Origin of the sequence: Chryseosolibacter histidinae (genome assembly GCF_018598225.1) — a bacterium.
Classification (GTDB): Bacteria; Bacteroidota; Bacteroidia; order Cytophagales; family Cyclobacteriaceae; genus Chryseosolibacter; species Chryseosolibacter histidini.
Genome location: NZ_JAHESF010000004.1, coordinates 27,432 through 46,370, shown reverse-complemented (window position 1 = coordinate 46,370; position 18,939 = coordinate 27,432). Strand labels below are relative to the sequence as shown.

Annotated in this window: 13 protein-coding genes; 7 read left to right on the top strand and 6 right to left on the bottom strand. The window is 50.2% G+C overall.

Translation table 11 applies throughout. From position 1 onward, the window contains the following. The first annotated feature begins 1 nt into the window (after position 1). From KK083_RS05060 to KK083_RS05040, 5 genes are all read left to right on the top strand, one after another. Complete coding sequence (locus KK083_RS05060; RefSeq protein ID WP_254161349.1) at positions 2-406, top strand: EVE domain-containing protein; 405 nt, start codon at positions 2-4, stop codon at positions 404-406. Between the two features lie 3 nt (positions 407-409). Next, entirely contained in the window at positions 410-2,035 is a 1,626-nt protein-coding gene (locus KK083_RS05055; RefSeq protein WP_254161347.1) for a hypothetical protein, read from the top strand. Continuing rightward, positions 1,986-3,548 carry a hypothetical protein gene (locus KK083_RS05050; RefSeq protein WP_254161345.1) on the top strand — a complete coding sequence of 521 codons (1,563 nt, stop codon included), beginning with the start codon at positions 1,986-1,988 and terminating at the stop codon, positions 3,546-3,548. The genes KK083_RS05055 and KK083_RS05050 overlap by 50 nt, the downstream gene beginning before the upstream one ends. A gap of 64 nt (positions 3,549-3,612) precedes the next feature. After that, positions 3,613-4,155: a bifunctional pyr operon transcriptional regulator/uracil phosphoribosyltransferase PyrR gene (pyrR, locus tag KK083_RS05045; protein ID WP_254161343.1), complete on the top strand. Its 543-nt coding sequence runs from the start codon at positions 3,613-3,615 to the stop codon at positions 4,153-4,155. A 7-nt stretch (positions 4,156-4,162) separates the two neighbouring features. Continuing rightward, positions 4,163-5,089, top strand: coding sequence for an aspartate carbamoyltransferase catalytic subunit (locus KK083_RS05040; protein WP_254161341.1), 927 nt, complete (start codon positions 4,163-4,165; stop codon positions 5,087-5,089). 14 nt (positions 5,090-5,103) lie between these two features. Here the strand turns inward: KK083_RS05040 and KK083_RS05035 are convergent, their stop codons facing one another. Together KK083_RS05035 and KK083_RS05030 are read right to left on the bottom strand one after the other, a co-directional pair. Then, complete coding sequence (locus tag KK083_RS05035; protein ID WP_254161339.1) at positions 5,104-5,478, bottom strand: DUF2335 domain-containing protein; 375 nt, start codon at positions 5,476-5,478, stop codon at positions 5,104-5,106. Then, positions 5,462-5,677: a hypothetical protein gene (locus KK083_RS05030; protein WP_254161337.1), complete on the bottom strand. Its 216-nt coding sequence runs from the start codon at positions 5,675-5,677 to the stop codon at positions 5,462-5,464. Before KK083_RS05030 ends, KK083_RS05035 begins: the two co-directional genes overlap by 17 nt. Positions 5,678-5,905: 228 nt before the next feature. Between KK083_RS05030 and KK083_RS05025 the strand changes: the two genes are divergently transcribed. Then, a complete protein-coding gene (locus KK083_RS05025; protein WP_254161335.1) occupies positions 5,906-7,276 on the top strand; it encodes a pyridoxal-phosphate dependent enzyme in 1,371 nt (456 codons plus the stop codon). A 44-nt stretch (positions 7,277-7,320) separates the two neighbouring features. After that, on the top strand, positions 7,321-8,808 hold the full coding sequence (locus KK083_RS05020; RefSeq protein ID WP_254161333.1) for a tetratricopeptide repeat protein: 1,488 nt from the start codon (positions 7,321-7,323) through the stop codon (positions 8,806-8,808). 128 nt (positions 8,809-8,936) lie between these two features. Here KK083_RS05020 and KK083_RS05015 read toward each other — a convergent pair whose 3' ends face one another. From KK083_RS05015 to KK083_RS05000, 4 genes are all read right to left on the bottom strand, one after another. Further along, positions 8,937-10,136: an OmpA family protein gene (locus tag KK083_RS05015; RefSeq protein ID WP_254161331.1), complete on the bottom strand. Its 1,200-nt coding sequence runs from the start codon at positions 10,134-10,136 to the stop codon at positions 8,937-8,939. A gap of 370 nt (positions 10,137-10,506) precedes the next feature. Next, positions 10,507-12,822 carry a penicillin-binding protein 1C gene (gene pbpC / locus KK083_RS05010; RefSeq protein WP_254161329.1) on the bottom strand — a complete coding sequence of 772 codons (2,316 nt, stop codon included), beginning with the start codon at positions 12,820-12,822 and terminating at the stop codon, positions 10,507-10,509. Between the two features lie 61 nt (positions 12,823-12,883). Next, the gene (locus KK083_RS05005) at positions 12,884-13,261 is read right to left on the bottom strand and encodes a GxxExxY protein (protein WP_254161327.1); all 378 of its coding nucleotides are present in this window, start codon (positions 13,259-13,261) and stop codon (positions 12,884-12,886) included. A 52-nt stretch (positions 13,262-13,313) separates the two neighbouring features. Further along, positions 13,314-18,890 carry an alpha-2-macroglobulin family protein gene (locus tag KK083_RS05000; protein ID WP_254161324.1) on the bottom strand — a complete coding sequence of 1,859 codons (5,577 nt, stop codon included), beginning with the start codon at positions 18,888-18,890 and terminating at the stop codon, positions 13,314-13,316. Positions 18,891-18,939 lie beyond the last annotated feature (49 nt).

Sequence of the window (18,939 nt, the reverse complement as noted above, 5' to 3'; positions counted from 1 at the left end):
TATGAACTACTGGCTGGTAAAAACAGAACCTGAAACCTACTCGTGGGACGACCTCGTAAAAGATAAAAAGACCACCTGGGATGGCGTGCGCAATTTCCAGGCACGCAGTAACATGAAGGCCATGCAAAAAGGCGACGTTGTTTTCGTTTACCATACGGGAGATGAAAAGGCCATCATCGGAACATCGAAGGTGCAGAAAGAGCCCTACCCCGACCCGAAGGATAAAGATTGGATCGTGGTTGACCTCACGCCCGAAAAAAAACTAAAAAAACCAATTTCGCTATCACAAATCAAAGCTGATAAACGTTTAGCCAATATGGTGCTTGTGCGGGCCTCACGCCTGTCTGTGCAGCCGGTTAAACCAGAGGAATTTGATCTGATCATATCCTTAAGCGAAGGAGAATAGCGTATGAAGTTTTCACGAGAGAATCGCCCGTCATCTTTTTATAATACCAGGCTGCCGCTGATCTTGCTGGCAGTATTAATCACCTCGCTCTGCCATTTGTCAGAAGCCCAGGTAAAACAAACACACCGCTACGAAAGAAAACAGAAGAACAGCGACGAATACTTTTCTATCATCGCGCTGAAGGAAGAAGGCCTGGCACTGATCCGCGACAAGAACAAATATAACGGTAATAAAAAGTTATGGGAGCTTATCTTGCTCGACACTGCGTTACAAGAAAAGGGTACCCTGGAGCTGGAGATCGAACAACGTTATCCACTCATTGGCTACGAGCACACCAAAGGCCACCTGTATCTGCTGTACCGCACCGGAGAGACCAACAGGAACAGCTTTTCACTCATGGATGTAGACATTACACAGGGCAACCTGCTGCAACGTTATGAGATAAAACCGGAGCTCGATTTTAAACTAACCCACTTCAGCAAGGTAGGTGCCAATGTGGTGCTGGGTGGTTATGTCAGCAACGAGCCTGCCATCCTGATCTACGAGATGGCCGATAACCAGATCAAGGTGATCCCGGGCTTTTTTCAGAAAGACAACGAGCTGGTTGAGCTTCGCGTGAACCAGAACCAGACCTTCAATACCGTGCTGATCGACCGCAGCCTGCGATCGGAGCGCAAGCTGGTGTTCAGAACGTTCGATGAGACCGGGAAGATGTTGCTCGAAGATATTGTGCCCATCGGAGATGACCGTTCCCTGCAGACAAGCATCAGCAGCACCCTTGAACGCGAAGACCTCATGGTGCTGGGCACGTGGGGCGACCGCCAGGGAAAACAATCATCAGGTTTCTTTTCCCTTACCATCGACCCTTTCAGCGATCAGAAGATCAACTTTCTTTCGTTCGGCGAGCTCGAGCACTTTACAGATTACCTCAATCCCAAACGTGCCCAGCGGATCAAGGAAAATGCCCGCGAGGATGCACTGGAAGGCCGCAGACCTTCATTCACTAACTATGTGATGCCCTTCAAGATCGAAGAGCACAAGGAAGGTTTCCTGCTGCTGGCAGAAGTATATCATCCTTCCAGCAACATCAGTCCCTATTACGGAAGCCCTTATGGCAGTCCTTATTACAATCCGTACTATTACTACAATCCTTTCTGGCCCGGCTACTACCCCGGCATGAGAATGTACAGGCCCTACAGCTACGGGAACAATGTAAAGAACTCTGACGAAATAAAAACAAACGCCAGTATATTGGTGGCCTTCGATTCAAAAGGAAAACCCCTTTGGGATCACAGCATAAAAATGGATGAGCTCAAAAAACCATCGCTTGAGCAGGTGTCCGATTATGTGTTTATAAACTCGACGGTTTATTTTCTTTACAAAAAAGAAAGTGAGCTGCACATCAAAACGATCAACATACATGATGGATCAGCCAATGAGCTGGTGGAAAAGATAAAACTGAACGACCCGCTGGATGAGATCCGCTCTGAAAAAGAGCAGGAAGACGGCACAAAACATTGGGTCGGAAATACTTTTTATACTTGGGGATATCAAACCATCCGCAACGTGCAGAAAAAAGATGACCGCGTTCGTGACGTATTTTACATCAATAAGGTCGTGGTTCCCTGACCGCCATCTCACCATTGCCTTATTGCTCACTGTTGCGCTGACAACAGCGAAGGGGCAGGTATTGCAGACAGACCGTTACGAGATACCCGTTCATAACCTGGAGAAGAATTTCGAGATCATTCCTGCGGGCCGTCAGGGCCTTTACCTCCACAGGCGATTGAATGCCGGCAAAGATGACCAGCTTCAGCTCATCTGCCTCGACACTGCTTTCAAAGAGAAATGGAGTGGATTTCTTCCCCTTGAGAAAAATTATATGCTGATGGGAAAGCGGTCGTTCGGGCAAAGGCTTTTCCTGCTGCTGCGTTACAGGGACTATACACGCAACGATCTGATGCTGTTCATGATCAACCAGGAAGACGGAAGTTATTCCCGTTACATGATCAAAAGTTTTATTCCTTTCGCGCCTGGTGAATTTCAGATCACGGACAGGGCGGCGCTCATCGCGGGATACTACAACCGCGTGCCCGTAGTGATACACTTCTCGTTCACGACGCTGAAATCAAAAGTGCTGCCGGGTCTTTTTAACGAGTCGGGCGAGCTGACGCAGATTCGCACCCACCCCGATGCGAGCTTCGATGTGCTGATCAGCGCCCGCAACTTTCAGAAGCAACGTACCCTCTGGATCAAGAATTATGACCCTGATGGGAACATCATAAGAAATTTTTCGCTCGATGCAGAAGACAGCAAACACCTGATCTTTGGACGGTCTTTGAAAACAGAAGGCAACATGCAGCTGGTGGCCGGTGTTTACGGTAGCAGGTCTGCCGAATTCTCGCGGGGCCTGTTCATCACCAGCATCGATCCTTCAGGCATGCAGCAGATACGGTATTATAATTTTGCCGACCTGAAGAATTTTTTCAAATACATGAAGGCCAAACGTGAGAAACGTATCAAGAGCAGGATCGAGCGTAAGAAGATCAAAGGAAAGAAGATCAGGTTCAATTACCGGTTCCTGGTGCACGAGCTGATCCCTTACAACAATCAGTACATCCTGTTGGGCGAGGCCTTTTATCCGCGCTACACCAGCGTTGACCGTGCGGGCTACAGCAGTTTCTTTAATCCTTTCGTCCATCCTAACGCCATCGTGCAGAATGGCCGCATCTTTGACGGCTATTATTACACCCACGCCGTGGTCATGTGTTTCGACACCGAAGGCAACCTTGTATGGGATAACAGTTTCGAGATCAACGATGTCCGTACGTTCACGCTGGAGCAGTTTGTGAAACTGGAAGTGCATGACGACAAGATCGCCCTGCTGTACCTGTTCGAGAACGAGATCCGCACCAAGATCATCCACGGCGACCAGGTGCTGGAAGGCAAAGCGAGCGACCCGATCAGGACCCTGTTTGAGAACGATATCGTTAAAAAAGAAGTCTCTGACCAAAGCAAGCTCGAATACTGGTACGATGACTACCTGTATGCTTATGGGGTGCAGGAAATTGTGAATCCGGGTAGTACTGCGCCGGGAAAACGCAGGGTTTTTTACATTAACAAGGTCAGTTATTCAGAATAAGGATTTTTTTAGCCCAAAATATCCTATGCCTGAGGCCTAATGCCTATATTTACCGCGGCAAAGTATGCAGAAAAAACTCATCTTAGATTCTGACCTCCTCAACATCACTGTCAGTCGCCTTTGCCATGAATTGATTGAAAATCACCGGGATTTTACGGATACGGTTATCATCGGCATGCAGCCAAGAGGCATTTACCTGGCCGACCACATTCACCGCAACCTGGAAAAGATCCTGAAACGCAGTATACCGCTGGGCTACCTGGATGCCACCTTCCACCGCGACGATTTCAGGAGGAGGGAAATTCCTGTGAAGCCCAACGAGAACAGGATACCCTTTATCATTGAAGGTAAAAACGTTGTGCTGGTAGACGATGTGCTCTTTACCGGCCGCACCATCCGGGCCGCGCTCGATGCCATGATCGCCTTTGGAAGGCCCGCAAAAGTAGAGCTGCTGGTGCTCATCGACCGGAAATATAACCGCGAGCTGCCGGTAGCCGCCGATTATGTGGGCAAATATGTGAACACCCTGGCCTCACAGCGCGTATTGGTTGAACTCCAGGCGCAAGGCCATAAACACAATAAGATCTGGTTGATCAATAAGGATTAAAACACGTATGTCTAAACTCAGTCAAAAACACCTGCTCGGCATTAAAGACATCACCAGAGAAGACATCGAACTTATTTTTGAAACCGCTGATAATTTTAAAGAAGTTATCAACCGCCCCATCAAAAAGATCCCCGCCCTTCGGGACGTTACCATCGCCAATATCTTTTTCGAGAACTCAACCCGTACCCGCCTTTCGTTTGAGCTGGCGGAGAAAAGATTATCAGCCGATGTTGTCAATTTCTCGGCTTCCACCAGCTCTGTAAAAAAAGGAGAAACACTGCTGGATACGGTCAATAACATCCTTGCCATGAAAGTGGATATGGTTGTGATGCGGCATGCCAGCCCCGGAGCGCCCCATTATCTTTCACGGCACATCAAAGCAAACATTGTCAATGCCGGCGACGGCACGCATGAACATCCAACGCAGGCGCTGCTAGATGCTTTCTCCATCCGCGAGAAGCTGGGAAGTGTCAGTGGAAAAAAGATCGCCATCATCGGTGACATCCTTCATTCAAGGGTGGCCCTGTCCAATATCTTCGCCCTTCAGAAGCTCGGTGCCAAGATCATGGTATGCGGCCCGCCGACACTGCTTCCGAAATTCATCGGCCAGCTGGGCGTACAGGTTGAGCACGATGTGATGAAAGCCCTTCAATGGTGCGATGTGGCCAACGTGCTCCGCATCCAGCTCGAACGCCAACAGATCAAATACTTCCCTTCATTACGTGAGTATTCGTTGTATTACGGCATCACCAAAAAAATGCTGGACGGTTTAAAGAAAGAGATCGTGATCATGCACCCGGGTCCTATCAACCGCGGTGTGGAGCTGAGCAGCGATGCAGCTGACTCAGAGCATGCGATTATTCTGGATCAGGTTGAAAATGGCGTTGCTGTTAGAATGGCAGTGTTATACCTGCTCGCCGGTGCAACTGCCTGATGGTTTCTGTTCGTCTATTTGCTTTTGTTTCGCCTCCACAAAAAAACGCTGCCCACACCGGTCAATACAACTGATGCGATACCCGCAGCCTGCGTACCAAATCCGAGGCTAAAAGCATAATAGCACAGGAACAACACGCCACCAATGGCAATAAAGCCAAAAAACATTCCAACGATAGACAGCGTAAAATCCATCCATACCATTTTTTTACCTACAGATCTCCTATGGCTCGACTCCTGTTCAGCAATAGCGATGATTCTTGAGGCAAATCCATGCTGGATCTGCTCGTACTGTGCTAACGTTTCAGGAGGTGGTAGAGGACCTTTGTAAAGTCTCGCTGTCTGGAAGGATATAAGTTGCCTGTTTAAAGGATTATTTGTTTTTGCCATCGAGCAGCGTCACTTCTTGCTGAAATACCCGGTTAAAATCTCCGGCGATAGCTTCGAAATCCTGTTGCAGGTCATCCTCAGGGGTAGAATTTTTAATGGCTTCGACAGCGTCTGCAAACGGAGAGCGGCCCAGGCCGAGAACATAGAGGAAACCGTCTATAAATGGGGTTTCAGACAGTTTGTACCTCTTTAAAAACATACGGCGGTAATTATTCACAAGAGAGCTTTATTATGTTAGTGATCATTTCGCAATACCAATATAACGTTTAAAAAAGCAGAATGGTGAAAAAACTGGCGGAAGAGCAGCAAATAGATCACTTTTCATCATAAATGTGATCGATATTTTAATGATTAGAATTCCTACATTTTTAGTTGATAATCGTCATATTGGTTTTTTGTATTTTTGTAATTCCAATTACCAAGGTTCATGATCTACAATTCGATAGTTGAAACGATAGGGAATACACCCATGGTGAAGCTGAACAAGCTTTTCAAAGGTATCCCCGGTACCGTGCTTGCAAAGGTTGAATATTTTAATCCCGGAAACTCTACCAAGGACCGGATGGCCCTGAAAATGATCGAGGATGCTGAAAAGGCCGGTAAATTAAAACCCGGTGGCACTATCATAGAAGGCACCTCGGGAAATACCGGCATGGGACTGGCGCTGACAGCTGTGGCCAAAGGTTACAAGTGCATTTTCACGATGGCCGATAAGCAGTCGCAGGAAAAGATCAACATTCTGAAGGCAGTGGGTGCCGAGGTGATCGTATGTCCTACGAACGTAGCTCCTGATGATCCGCGCTCATATTATTCTGTCGCCCGCAAGCTTAACCAGGAAATCCCGAACTCGATATATCCCAACCAGTACGATAATCCCTCCAATGCCCAGGCGCACTATGAAACAACAGGTCCTGAGATCTGGAAACAAACCGGTGGAAACCTCACACATTATGTTGCCACGGTAGGAACCGGGGGCTCCATGTGCGGAACAGCGAAGTTCCTGAAGGAAAAAAACCCTTCGCTTATTGCTGTAGGCATCGATACGTACGGATCGGTATTCAAAAAATACAAGGAGACGGGCATTTTCGACGAGAACGAGATCTATCCTTATCTCACAGAAGGTTTTGGCGAAGACATTCTTCCCAAGAACGTCGACTTCGATGTGATAGACCAGTTTATCAAGGTAACTGATAAAGACGGGGCCATTATGGCCAGGAAGCTTTCACGTGAAGAAGGCCTGTTTGTAGGATGGTCGAGCGGCTCAGCCGTGCATGGCGCGCTGGAGTATGCGCAGGCAAACCTGAAAAAGAACGATGTGATGGTCATTCTTCTGCCTGACCACGGCACGCGTTATCTCGCCAAGGTTTACAACGATCAGTGGATGAAAGACCACGGCTTCCTCGAAACACGTTCTTACGGCACCGCGCGGGATATTATCAGCCAGCGCAACGGTAAGGATAGCCTCATCACCGTAAACAAATCAGCCAAAGTAAGCGATGCCATCCTCACGTTCAACCGCGAAGGCATCGACCAGATCCCTGTTACTGACAACGGTCATTTTGTAGGCAGCATCAGTTCATCCAGCATCCTCGAGAAGATCATACAGGATCCGCAGCTCCAGCACAAGCATGTGGGCGACGTGATGGATAAGCCTATGCTCTTCATTGCGCCTGACAGTACCCTCGACGTGCTCTCTTCCCTGCTGAATAAAGATAACAAAGCCGTGCTCGTACGCGACCCGGACGAAAAAGTGCACATTATCACCCAGCACGATGTGCTCAAGGCAATGACCAGCTAACGCTGCACTCCCGGCCTCCGCTGCCGCGATGCGAAATAAAAAAAATGATCATCAGGTTCCTTTCATGTTTGGCATTGTGCCTGCCGGTTTATCAACTGGCGGGCCAGCAGCATTTGCCCGACAGCCTGCGGCAGAAACTGAGCAACCTCCCGCAAGACAGCAACTACATCAACACGCTGAACCTTGCCGCTACAGACTACCTGAAAGTGAACCCCAACATCACCAGGCTCATCACCGCGCAGGCCCTTGCGCTCGCGCCGAAGATAAAATATACCAGGGGCTATGCGCGCGCGCTGACCGTCACCGGAAATGCGTATTGGTATGAAGGCGTTTATGAGTTCGCGCAAAATTATTACTTGCTGGCAGCGCGACAATATCAATCCATTCACGACAGCATCGGACTGGGACAAACCTACAACAACATTGCTGAAATATACAAGAAGCTGGAAGACTACGACAAGGCGCTGAGCTACCTGCTGAGATCGCAGGAGCTCATGAGGCGCGATTCAGCAACCCATCCCCTGACGTTATACAATATTGGAGAGCTGTACATCCTGCTGAACAAAGCTGATGAAGCAAAAAAATACATCAGCCAGTCGATGGATCTTGCCTGGCGGCAGGGCAACACAAAAGTGATCGCATACAATTACTGGAGTCTCGGCGCCATTCAGCGAAAAGAAAAGAATTACCGGAAGGCGCTCGATTTTTACAACCACGCCGAAAAGATATGGACACAGCTGGGAGAGCTCCGTGCCCTGATCCAGACATACCAGGACATGGCGGAGATCTACCGCGAGCAACAGCAGTATGATGAAGCGGAGCAGTACCTTGTAAAAGCCGTGCAGCTCGCCAGCCACATCAAGGTTGCCGATCTGCAGGTAAACAATTATCTGCGGTTCTCACGACTTGATTCGCTGCGTGGCAACTACAACCGGGCGCTGTATTATCTCTCGCGCCACAACCTGCTGAAAGACAGTGTTTACAATCTTCTGAAAGCGGAGCAGATCGCACGGCTGCAAACCATCTATGAAACCGAATCGCGCGATCAGGAAAATCAACAGCTGCGGTCAGAGAAGGAGTTGAAAGATTCGCAGCTGCGCGCACAGCGGGTAACCCTTGCCGCCATCACCTTCGGGTTGGTACTGGCAGGTATATTGGCGTGGTTCCTTCACCTGCAGCGCAAAAAGATCTCACTGCAGAAAGAAGCCATTGAAATGCAGGCCGTAGCGCTGCTGAAGCTCAACGAAGAGCTCCAGGGACTCAACAAGAATCTTGAAGCCCGCATCGATGAACGAACCTCGCAGCTGCTCATCCAGAACCAGCGTCTTGCAGAATACACTTTTATCAACGCGCACAAACTAAGAGCACCGGTGGCCAGCATCCTGGGCCTTCTCAACCTGTTGCAACAAGCAACGCCCGAAGAAAGAGAAGACATTCTCCGTCATCTGAAAACATGTGGCGAGCAGCTGGATGCCATCATCAGGCAGGTAAGCAGGAATTTGGAAGGAGCGATAGTGCCGGAAAAGAGTTGACAGTTGACAAGAGAACAGTTGACAACGGATCGACCCGAACATCAAGATTCTTTTTCAATTCAAGCTGTTAGGATAACATCCGAAAGCATTGACCACCTATTGTCAATTGCCTTTTTGTCAATTGTCAACTAGTGCTTGGTGATCTCCACTTCAACACGGTCGTTATTGGATGCGGCACCGCCTCGGGGATCGAAGATGGGTTGTGTGCCACCCTCGCCGCGAACAGATATTCTTGAGCCCTCAACCCCTTTGCTGATGAGGTAATTCTTCACAGATTCTGCCCTGAGCGTAGACAGCGTCTTGGCACTTCCGTTGGCGCGTTGGTTGGCCGGATCGAGGGCAAAAAAATCCTGGCCTTCGGTAAGTGAAACGATCTCACGATCCTGCTCGCCGTTGGTGTGGCCGTGCAGCTTGATCTTGTAGTCAGGATCTTCAACCATCATGGCTACCAGCTCGTCCAGCTCGCGTGACGACTCAGGTTTGAAGATATTCGAGTTCTCGAAGAACTTCACATTATCCATTTCAATGTAGTCGCCTTTCCTCACCCTGGTAAGCTCAAGGGGTATCACAATATCTTGTTCAGCCGCGGCTTTGTAGGTTTTTTCCGCATTAGCGTAAACGAAAACAGTTCCGATGGGCTGGAAACCGATCACCTGGCAAGTCACATACCAACGGCCTCCTTTGTTGTTGGGGGCCGTGAGGTATACTGTTTCATTGCCATTGTATCCCTGATATTTATTGGTCCTGTCAGATTCAAGTACATGCACCTGGCCCATCACATCCTTCCCGTTGCTGCCATTGATCAGCTTGAACATGAACGGTTTTCCCGCGGGCTTAACTTTTTCAACAGGGGTTGTTGTAGCAGTTGCAGGATCAGTGGCTGCTACCTGCTGTCCATTGGTATTTGTATCCGGCTGGTCAACAGGAGGTGTTCCGTTTTCTGTGATCGTTGTAGTCGGGGATAGATTTGTTGCGGGCTTTTCGGCTTCGGCGATCTCTGTATGCTCGGAGCTGAACTGTGCCGACTGGCCGAGCCCGCCCTTGAAGACCCAGGCATCGAGGAAACCCTCCTCCTGCATTCTTTTCAGAATGTCGTAAGCGCTTCCTTTATTGGCGGTAGACCGCACATAGACATAATAATGATTGTGGAGGGGATTGAGAGCGTAGGTAGCCGGAACATTGACGGTGTGGGCGTATTCCATGAACCGTTGCGCATTTTCCTCAACCTTAAAAACACCGATCACAACGTAATATGTGCTTTGCTGGGCTAATGATGGCACACTGCATAACGCAACGAAGATCCCAAAGACAATGATCCTTAAATTCATAAAAGAAAACGTGAATGCTCTATTTTCAGTAGATCAATAGACAATTCCTGCCAAAAACCTTTAAATAACCATCTCAGTTTGCCCGGAAATCTCACAAACGAAATACGCGGCTTCTAAGTTACTTTTCTTTGCAAAAACCTTCCCGGCTCCTACGCACCGGAATCTATATCTTTAGCACGGCACAGGAGATACTCCCCTAAAGCTGCGCAAAATTTTCAATGATAGTCCTATATGCGGATAACCGGGCTAAAGTTACCAGACAGAGTTAAGTTTCAGGTGAAAAAAGCCAGCTATTTAAAAAAATCAGATTTCTGATGCTTAACCCGAGGAAATTTACTAAAGAATTATAAAAATCGAAATTTATATCTCATCACATCTTTGAAATCACCTCAAAACGGCGCTCCAATGCTTCGCCGTGCTCATCTACTACAGTGAGAACATGTTTCCCTTCCGGGGGATTAAGGGCCAGGTGATGGATGCGTTTGGTGCTGCCAATATATTCGCCATCAAGATGCCAGTAAACCAACGTATTGGGATTTCTGTGTGCGAGTTCAAACACCGAGCTCCCCGGGTTGCCGTCAATATCGCGTGGAATAAAAATGCGGGCATCGGGCTTCGGATAGATCATATCCATTCCGGCCAGCAGTGAAGACGACTGACAATCTGCCCGAAAAGGTGGAAGGGAGCGGTAAGAAAGATTTCTCGATTTAAAATAGTACTCCTGCACGGGTGGAAGGGCAAACCACGTGGTGTGTGTCATTTTGTTCAGTGGCACACACTCGCTGTGCACCTGGAATTTCATATCGGCGGTAAGGTGCACCATTTTATGATACGGGCAGGCCTTCGTATTGAGGCTCTCACTCGTAACCCATATCGTATCACGCTCATCACAATAAGGTGAAACGCGGTAGCCGCTTTTTTTGCAGGTTACGATCTGTTGCATTTCTGCTTTCGGTTGGTGAAACCACGCGCCCGCGTCGAGCTGTGAAAAGATATCGAACATCAGCGGTGCCGCAGCTTCAGTGCCCGTGAGTCCTGGCCGTCCTTCGCCATCTGCGTTGCCGGCCCAAACGCCCACAGCATAATCGGGAGTTACACCAACAGCCCAGCCATCGCGGTGGCCAAAGCTGGTGCCGGTCTTCCAGGCGATCTGTTTCGCGTTATTGAAATACCTCCACCCCGTTTCTTCACCGGGCCGGTAAACTTCTTTCAACGCCTCGAAGGTGAGGTAGATGGAGCCCGCATTCAGCCATGAGCCATTTTCGAGAGATGCATCGTCGCGAGGCGGACCGGTAAAATAGACAGGCGCATGAAAATCGCTCCGGTTGTAGCGGTTCCTGCCGGGATGTTCAAAATAGTTGTTCAGCGTTCGCGCCATCGAAGCATACATTCCGGTAATATCCCACAAGGTTCCCTCTGCGCCACCGAGGATCAGCGAAAGTCCATAGTGGTCTGCGGGCCGTGCAAGTGTGGTCATGCCGGCATCTTTCAACAACCGGTGGAACTTCTCGTACCGGTAATCGCGGAGCATGTGTACGGCGGGCACATTCAATGACCTGATGAGCGCCTTGTCTGCAGCTACGGCGCCATCGTATTCCTTCGAAAAATTTTTGGGAGCAAACCCGTTGATCTGTACGGGAACATCGGGCAATAACGTGCGTGGGAGTATTTTTCCTTCGTGCAGCATGGCCGCATACAGAAAGGGCTTGAGAATGCTGCCTGTGCTTCTTGGCGAGGCGATGATGTCAACGTCGCCGCCATGCAATCCATTTTCCGAGTCAACATTGCCCGCATACGCCAGCACATGGCCGGTCTTCACTTCCAGCACCAGCACGGCGGCGTTAAAGATCTGGTTGGCCTTCAGGCGCTCGTGGTGATCGCGCACGATCTGCTCAACCCTGCGCTGCAGATGTTGATTGAGTGTTGAAGTGATCTTTTGCTGCGCGAAACCTTCCCGGGCCATGCGTGCAAGCAGGTGACGGGCCAGCCTTGGCAGAACATGCGGTTGCTCAGGAACAGGCTCCTCCTTTGCAAGAGCGCAGGTGAACGCATCGATCTTTCCCGCATCGCGCAGCTTGTCGAGCAACCGGTCGCGCTTGGCTTTCAACTGTTCCCTGTTCTTTCCGGGATGGATCATGGCTGGTGAATTCGGCAGCACGGCCAGCAGCGCTGCCTCCGCCCACGAGAGGTTGGCAGCATCAATGCCGAAGTAACGCCAACAGGCAGCTTCGAGACCCACCACGTTGCCTCCAAACGGTGCATGGGCAGCATATAGTGAAAGGATCTCTGCCTTTGAATAACGAATTTCGAGCCGTGTGGCCAACACAAGCTCAATGGTTTTCTGAAACAACGAACGCGATTTGCCTTTGCGCGATAACCGGATCACCTGCATGCTCAGCGTGCTGCCACCACTCACAACTTTGCCCTCGCTGATGTTCTGACGCAGGGCTCTGCCCAATGAAAGCAGGTCTACACCGGGATGGCTGTAAAAGCGTTTATCCTCAAACAGAATAAGCGCTTCCGCAAACTTATCCGGCACCGTATCACCTGCGGGAAACCGCCACTGCCCATCTTTCGCAATAGACGCACTCAGCAGCTCGCCATCCGATGACTCCAGCACGGTGGAGTAGGGTTCTTCAAAAAGTGTTGAGGGAAGGGAAAACCAGTAGATGATCAGCAACGACACGGTCACGAATGCAAGTAGCGTCCGTTTCCCGCAGATTTCGCGGATTTTCGCAGATAAATATTTATAGTCCATTCACCTTGCGAATGATTGATTTGGAAATTTTATCGGTGTTAAAATTTACAAGTATCCCAAGCTTTTTGTCTGCCAGGCGCAAATAAGTCAAAACCTGTTTGTGATGAACATCAAGCAGTTTTTCAATTGACTTTACTTCAATGATCACCAAGTCATTTACCAGAATATCGATCCGAAATCCCAGATCCAGCTGCGTATTTTCATACATAGCTGGCAAAGCAACTTGCGTTCTTACATCCAATCCTTCCTTCTTGAGCTCAAACGCAAGCGCAGCCTCATAAACAGATTCCAAAAGACCTGGCCCCAGGTTGTTATAAACCTTAAAGATCGATCCTCTGATTTTATAAGATATGTCGTTCTCATTCATATCACATTTAATCTGCGCTGATCTGCGGAATCTGCGGGACCCCGAACGAACGCTATTCCGTTACCTGTTTCACCACTTCCACCACCTGCCCTTTTTTCCTCGCGTACACGGTTCTGTCGTACATGGCCTCGCAGCTCACGGCCGGCAGATAATAGGTACCTGCATAAGTAGCAGTTAACATTACCTGAAATGTTTTTTTCTGGCCTGCGCTCAGATCGAAGTATGTATAAACCCGGTCATCGCGAATATCCTGGTACGTAGGTTTGTCTCCGCCCAGCCTGCTTTCCGCGTCATCAAGCCTCAGGTTATTGATCTCCCATCCTGACGGGAAGATCTGGTTGATCGCCATGTTCTTGTAGGCACCTCTTGTTCCGGGGTTCGACACTGTTACGGTAGCAATGAACTCCGTGCCCTGCTGAAGCTGCACCGGGTCGATGGTGTTGCCGTCCGTATCGGCATAGGTGACGTTGATGGTCAGGTTATTTGCTTCCTCCTGTTCGTCGCCACGCGCGGGTGTGCCTTCAGTGACCAGTCTCACGAATAACGTTCCCTTGCTTTCACTTTCCACCTTCAGCGCATTCGACTTCACACCATCAACATCGATCTGCACCTGCGCCACCGGAAGCTCGGTTGATGCTTCCACTTCTTTTCCATTGTAGGTGTACGTGAACTTCAGCTCGCCGCGTTTCTCCGAGCTTGCAAATGCTCCCGCGGATTTCAGACACCACGCCACAGATTGTGTGCTCATCCAATGGTTAGGATTGCTGAGCGCCGCTGAAATATCCTTGAGCAGCTCGAATCCCTTGGTCCGTTCGTTCATCAGCAACAATGTCTCGAGGATAATGGCTTTGTCGCGAATATCAGATCCGTAAGAGTAAGCCATTTCCTGGTAAGGTTTAATGGCGGTAGGCAGGTTGGTCATGAGCTTTCTGGCGGCTTCCTCCTGGCCTGCCTTGGCATAGGCTGCAGCCAGCATCCACGCTGCGGTGGGTGGCAGGTTGCCCAGCTCGCGAAGTTTGTTCATGGCGCCGAGCTCCGGATCGCCGGCAAGGGCCAGTGAATAGAGTCGGTATGCCTGGATCAATTCGCTGCTGTAATATTCCTGGTTCTTGCGCCAATCCTGCGCTTTGTTTCGCTGATATTTTTTCCAGCGCTTGATCATCTCGTTAGGAACGAAGTATCCTTTGGCCGATGCTTCCACGAGGAAATGTCCTGCATAGGTAGTAGCCCAGCTATCGGCATTCTCTGCACCCGGCCAGTAAGAAAATCCGCCATCGCGCTGCTGGAATGATTTCAAGCGCTCGATACCTGCACGCACGTTCGATTGTGTCAGGTTGCGCTCTCCTTCCGTGAGCACCTTCACCTGGTCGAGATATAATTGCGGGAAAACAGTAGAGGTGGTTTGCTCGATACAACCATAGGGGTACTGCATCAGGTATTTTAAACGCTGTCCCAAGTTGATCGGCGGCATCGACGAGATCTCCAGCGTGGCTGAATTGGTGCCCTTCATTCCTACCGGCGTCACATTCGTGCTCCAGGCTTTGCCAGCTTCCAGCAGCCCTTCACTCATCCTTGTTACCGGAGGATTGGGATTGCGGATATCGATCTCGATAACATCCACGGCTTTAAAATTGCCCGAGCTTGCCGTCACTTCTACCTTACCAACGCCCAGCATACTCTTCACCGCCAGGTCAAACTCTACGGTCATATCACTGCCCGACATAGCAACATTCTGTGACGCTTCGCTCACCTGCAGCGGTCCTGATGCTTTTACTTCTACTTTCACATTCTTAATGCTCTTCTCCATGGTGAACAACGTCACAGGCAGCTTGAGCTTTTCTTCCGGACCAAGCACACGAGGCAGGGTGGCCAGCACCATCAGTGGCTTGCGTACAGGCGTGGCCTTCTCCGCTGATCCGTAGGCGCCTTCATATCCGGCAACCACCATGGTTTTCACCGAACCGATATACTGCGGCATGGTGAATTTGTGCTCGTCGCTGCCACCGTCGAGTGTGAACGGACCGAGGTATTTTACAACGGGTTTGAAGCGGTTGGCTTTGGCATCGTCTTCCTTACCTTTCAGCGCTTCATCGCCACCGATGGAAAGTAATCTTTCAAGCCTTGAGCCGAAAGCACCCATCACGTTGTCATACAGATCCCATGTTTTCACGCCGAGAGCCTCACGGGCATAGAACCGTTTCCATGGGTCTGGCGTTTTGAATCGTGTAAGGTCAAGGAGGCCCTCGTCCACCATAGCGATGGTGTAGGTCATTTTGCGTTTCGATTTCTCCGATACCTTGATCACAACTTCCCGGCCCGGCTCCAGTACATCGGGCATATCTATCACAGGCTCGATGTGGGTTCCGGGGTCTTCCACCTGCACGGGGATCACACCGTACAAACGGATAGGCAGATCGTTAACCGTCTGCGCGTGGGGCTGGAGCGATGTGATGTGAACAAAAACGTTGGGTGTCATATCACGGGTGATCTCGAACGAGAAGGGTGTATCGCCTTTCTGCGTTTCAACCCAGTAGCTCTCGATCACGCGGCTTCCGTTCTCGATGCTCACCAGCGCCCGGCCCTGACCGCTTCCCGGGATCATGACCTTCGCTTGCTCGCCAATGTTGTAGGCAGGTTTATCGGATGAGAACGACAGCATGGTAGCGCCTTCGTTGCCCCCGCGTGCCCGTCCTGCCCATCCCGGCCAGTCGATGTAAACAACTTTCGCGGTGCTGTGACCTGAAACAGGGTCGTATGCTTTCACCAGGTAACGACCCCATTCGGGATATTTGATCTTGAATTTCCAGGTACCTTTTCCGTTCACCGTTCTGATGGTGCCGGTGCTCAGCTGCGTAGCATAAGAATCAGACATGTACACCGCCTCTTCGTCTGTGTTATCCCACCACCATCTCCAGCGCAATTTGGAGATGGACACCTGCACACCTTCGCGACTCACGGGCTTACCATCGGCGTCTACCGTGACTACATCTACCGTGTGCGTTGTATCGGTGAGCAGCATACCCCTTGCCTGATCGCCCTGTGGCAGGCGAATACCTGTAAACGACTCGTACGGATAATAAGGCACGCTGAAACGATCGATGGAGAAGTTGCCGCTTTCTTCAAACACCTTACCGCGGAAAACGGCATTGAGCATACCGGGGGCAGTTTCATTGGGTTGAAGGGTGGCATTCACCGTAGCACGTCCTTCATCATCGGTATAACCATCGAAGATAGGTTGCGCTTCACTATAAAAATCGCGCGACGGATCCTCGAACGTGAAGTCGGGATACCGCTGGAATTTAGTTTCGGCTTTCGTGAGCAACACTTCAAATTCTCCCCGCAGGTTTCTGCCGGGAGCGCCGTGCAACCAGTTCACCACAAGCTGGCCTGAAACATTGTTGTTGCCTGCTGTGATCTTATCTACACCGAAGTCGAGGTTGATCTTCAGGCGATTCGGCTTCACCATTTCGATCTTCACGGGTTGCGTGAATTCCGCCCCGCCTACTTTCACACGTGCCATCCAGTTGCCGGTGGGGGCATCTGCTGCTGTGGCCGTGGCAAATTTGTAAAAACCGTTCTCTCCGCCTGAGCGTACCAGCCTGCTGGCAACCTGTCCCTGCGGGTCCTGGAGCTCGAACACCACGGGATGTGACGGCGGCAGCAATTTCATTTTGTCTTCCAGCAGGAAGGTCATATACAGTGAATCACCGGGGCGCCATACGCCGCGTTCGCCGTATAAAAATCCTTTCAGTCCTTTGTTGATGCGCTCGCCGCCAACATCAAAGTTGCTGATGGAAAGCGATTCACCATCGAACAGCTTCAGGTAGCCGCGCTGCGAGCCGTTCTTTGCTACCAATGCAAAAGGTGCGCTCTTCGAGTTGATCACAGCCCTGCCATCAGCGCCCGTAGAGGCCGATCCGATCACCTGCTGCTGAAAATCATAGAGCTCAACATTTACACCTGCGATGGGTTGAGTGGTTTTTAGATCGTTGACAAACACAACGGTGTTGCCATCGCCTCCGCGTTTGGCCAGCAGACCGAGGTCCGATGCCAGTACATTGCGCTTGATGCTTTTATCGCCACGGTAGTAGGAAGAGTGGCACGGATTATCGCGTTGCTCCCAATCGTAATCTTCGCCGTAGTAATATTCTTCGTAGGAATCCCAGTAGCTGTTCTCGTTTTCGGGCTCCGACCATTCTTCTGTTTCGAAGGCCTGCTGCTCGTTCGCTGATCCCGTCTCTTCACCATCTTCACAGCCAAAGGCCACATAAGCGCGTTTGAAACCGATGCGCACCTGGTAGATGGCGCCGGGTTCGGTATTGATCATGGTGGAAAGATCGAGCGTGAAACGGTTCCAGCGGCCGAGGTCTGTTACACCGGAGTTATCGAGCGAGATGGTTTTCTTCAGCACAGGTTTGCCAACCCTGCGAAGTTCAGCGCTGCCGTCGAGGTCGTTTACCTGGAGGAACTGCAGCACATTGTTTTCAAAGACCTTGACGATCTGCACATCTACCGATTTCAGGTTCACCGCTTCGAAGGGAAGGATCAACCCATCGGAGCTGGGAAGAATAGAGCCTTTGCCGGTGAACCGTACAGCAGGATTCAGTTGTTCGAACATCACATCAAATTCGCCGCCTTCCTTGAGGCGGTAGTCCAGTATGTTGCGGATGCCGGTTTCAACAGTGAGCTTCATAGAACCTTTCTGACGAACCGGAGGATAAACCCTGATCTCGTTATCGCGGATCTCGAAGTCCAGGCTGCTGAGGCCTTCAATGCTGATGAGACCGGCGAGATTCTGTTTTTCGTTCAACGGATCAGAGAACTGGATCACCACATTTTGTGTAGCGCTCTGCTCTACCCGTACGTTCGTAACTTTAAAATCGCCAAGCGCGGGAATTTCTATTTCGCGGTCGTCGCGCTGTTCTACATCGAGGCTTTTTCCGTCGATGGCGAGTGATACTTTGCTGGCGGCTTCTCCGCGTGCTACATCTTCTATCACAAAGGCGTGTTGTTTTCCTTCGCTCACGTGGTTCCAGGTCACCTTCAGGCCTTTGCCTTCCTGCTGCGCGATGAGCATTTTTTCAACCGCTTCACTTTCGGCAAAATCGGAGGTCTGAAGCATACCTTCGATCTTCTGGCGCTTCAGGTCGGTTTTTACATAAGGTTTTACGTTCTCGATGGATACTTCAAAATTCAGCGGGATCACCTGGAACGTGTATTCAAAGGTCTTCAGCTCACCCGGAAGGTTGTCAAGAAGTTTTGAAAGGAAAAAGCTCACTTCGTAGATCTGGCCGGAGGCGAGTCTTTTTTCGGGCCTGAATTCAACCGTGCGTTTATCAAGCCATACGGTTTTTCCGCTGACGGAAGGTTTGAAATCAAAAAGTGAAACGGAGGTTTCCTGACCCAGTAAAGTGGAGTCGACGGCATCTTCTGCGAGCATGATCCTGATGGCCGAACCGGAAGAGATCACTCCGGCGGTATAGGATGAGATGTACTGCCCGAAAGCAGGGTTCACAAAAGTATCCGGCGTTTTACTGCCCTTGGTGGTGGTGAGATAGAAAATTCCTGCAACGGCAACAACAAGGGCAACAGCCCCCAGGCCAATTTTCTTCCAGGGTAGGTTTTTCATTTTGATGTCGGGGTTTTGATAAAAATTACCTGCAATATCTCTTAATTGG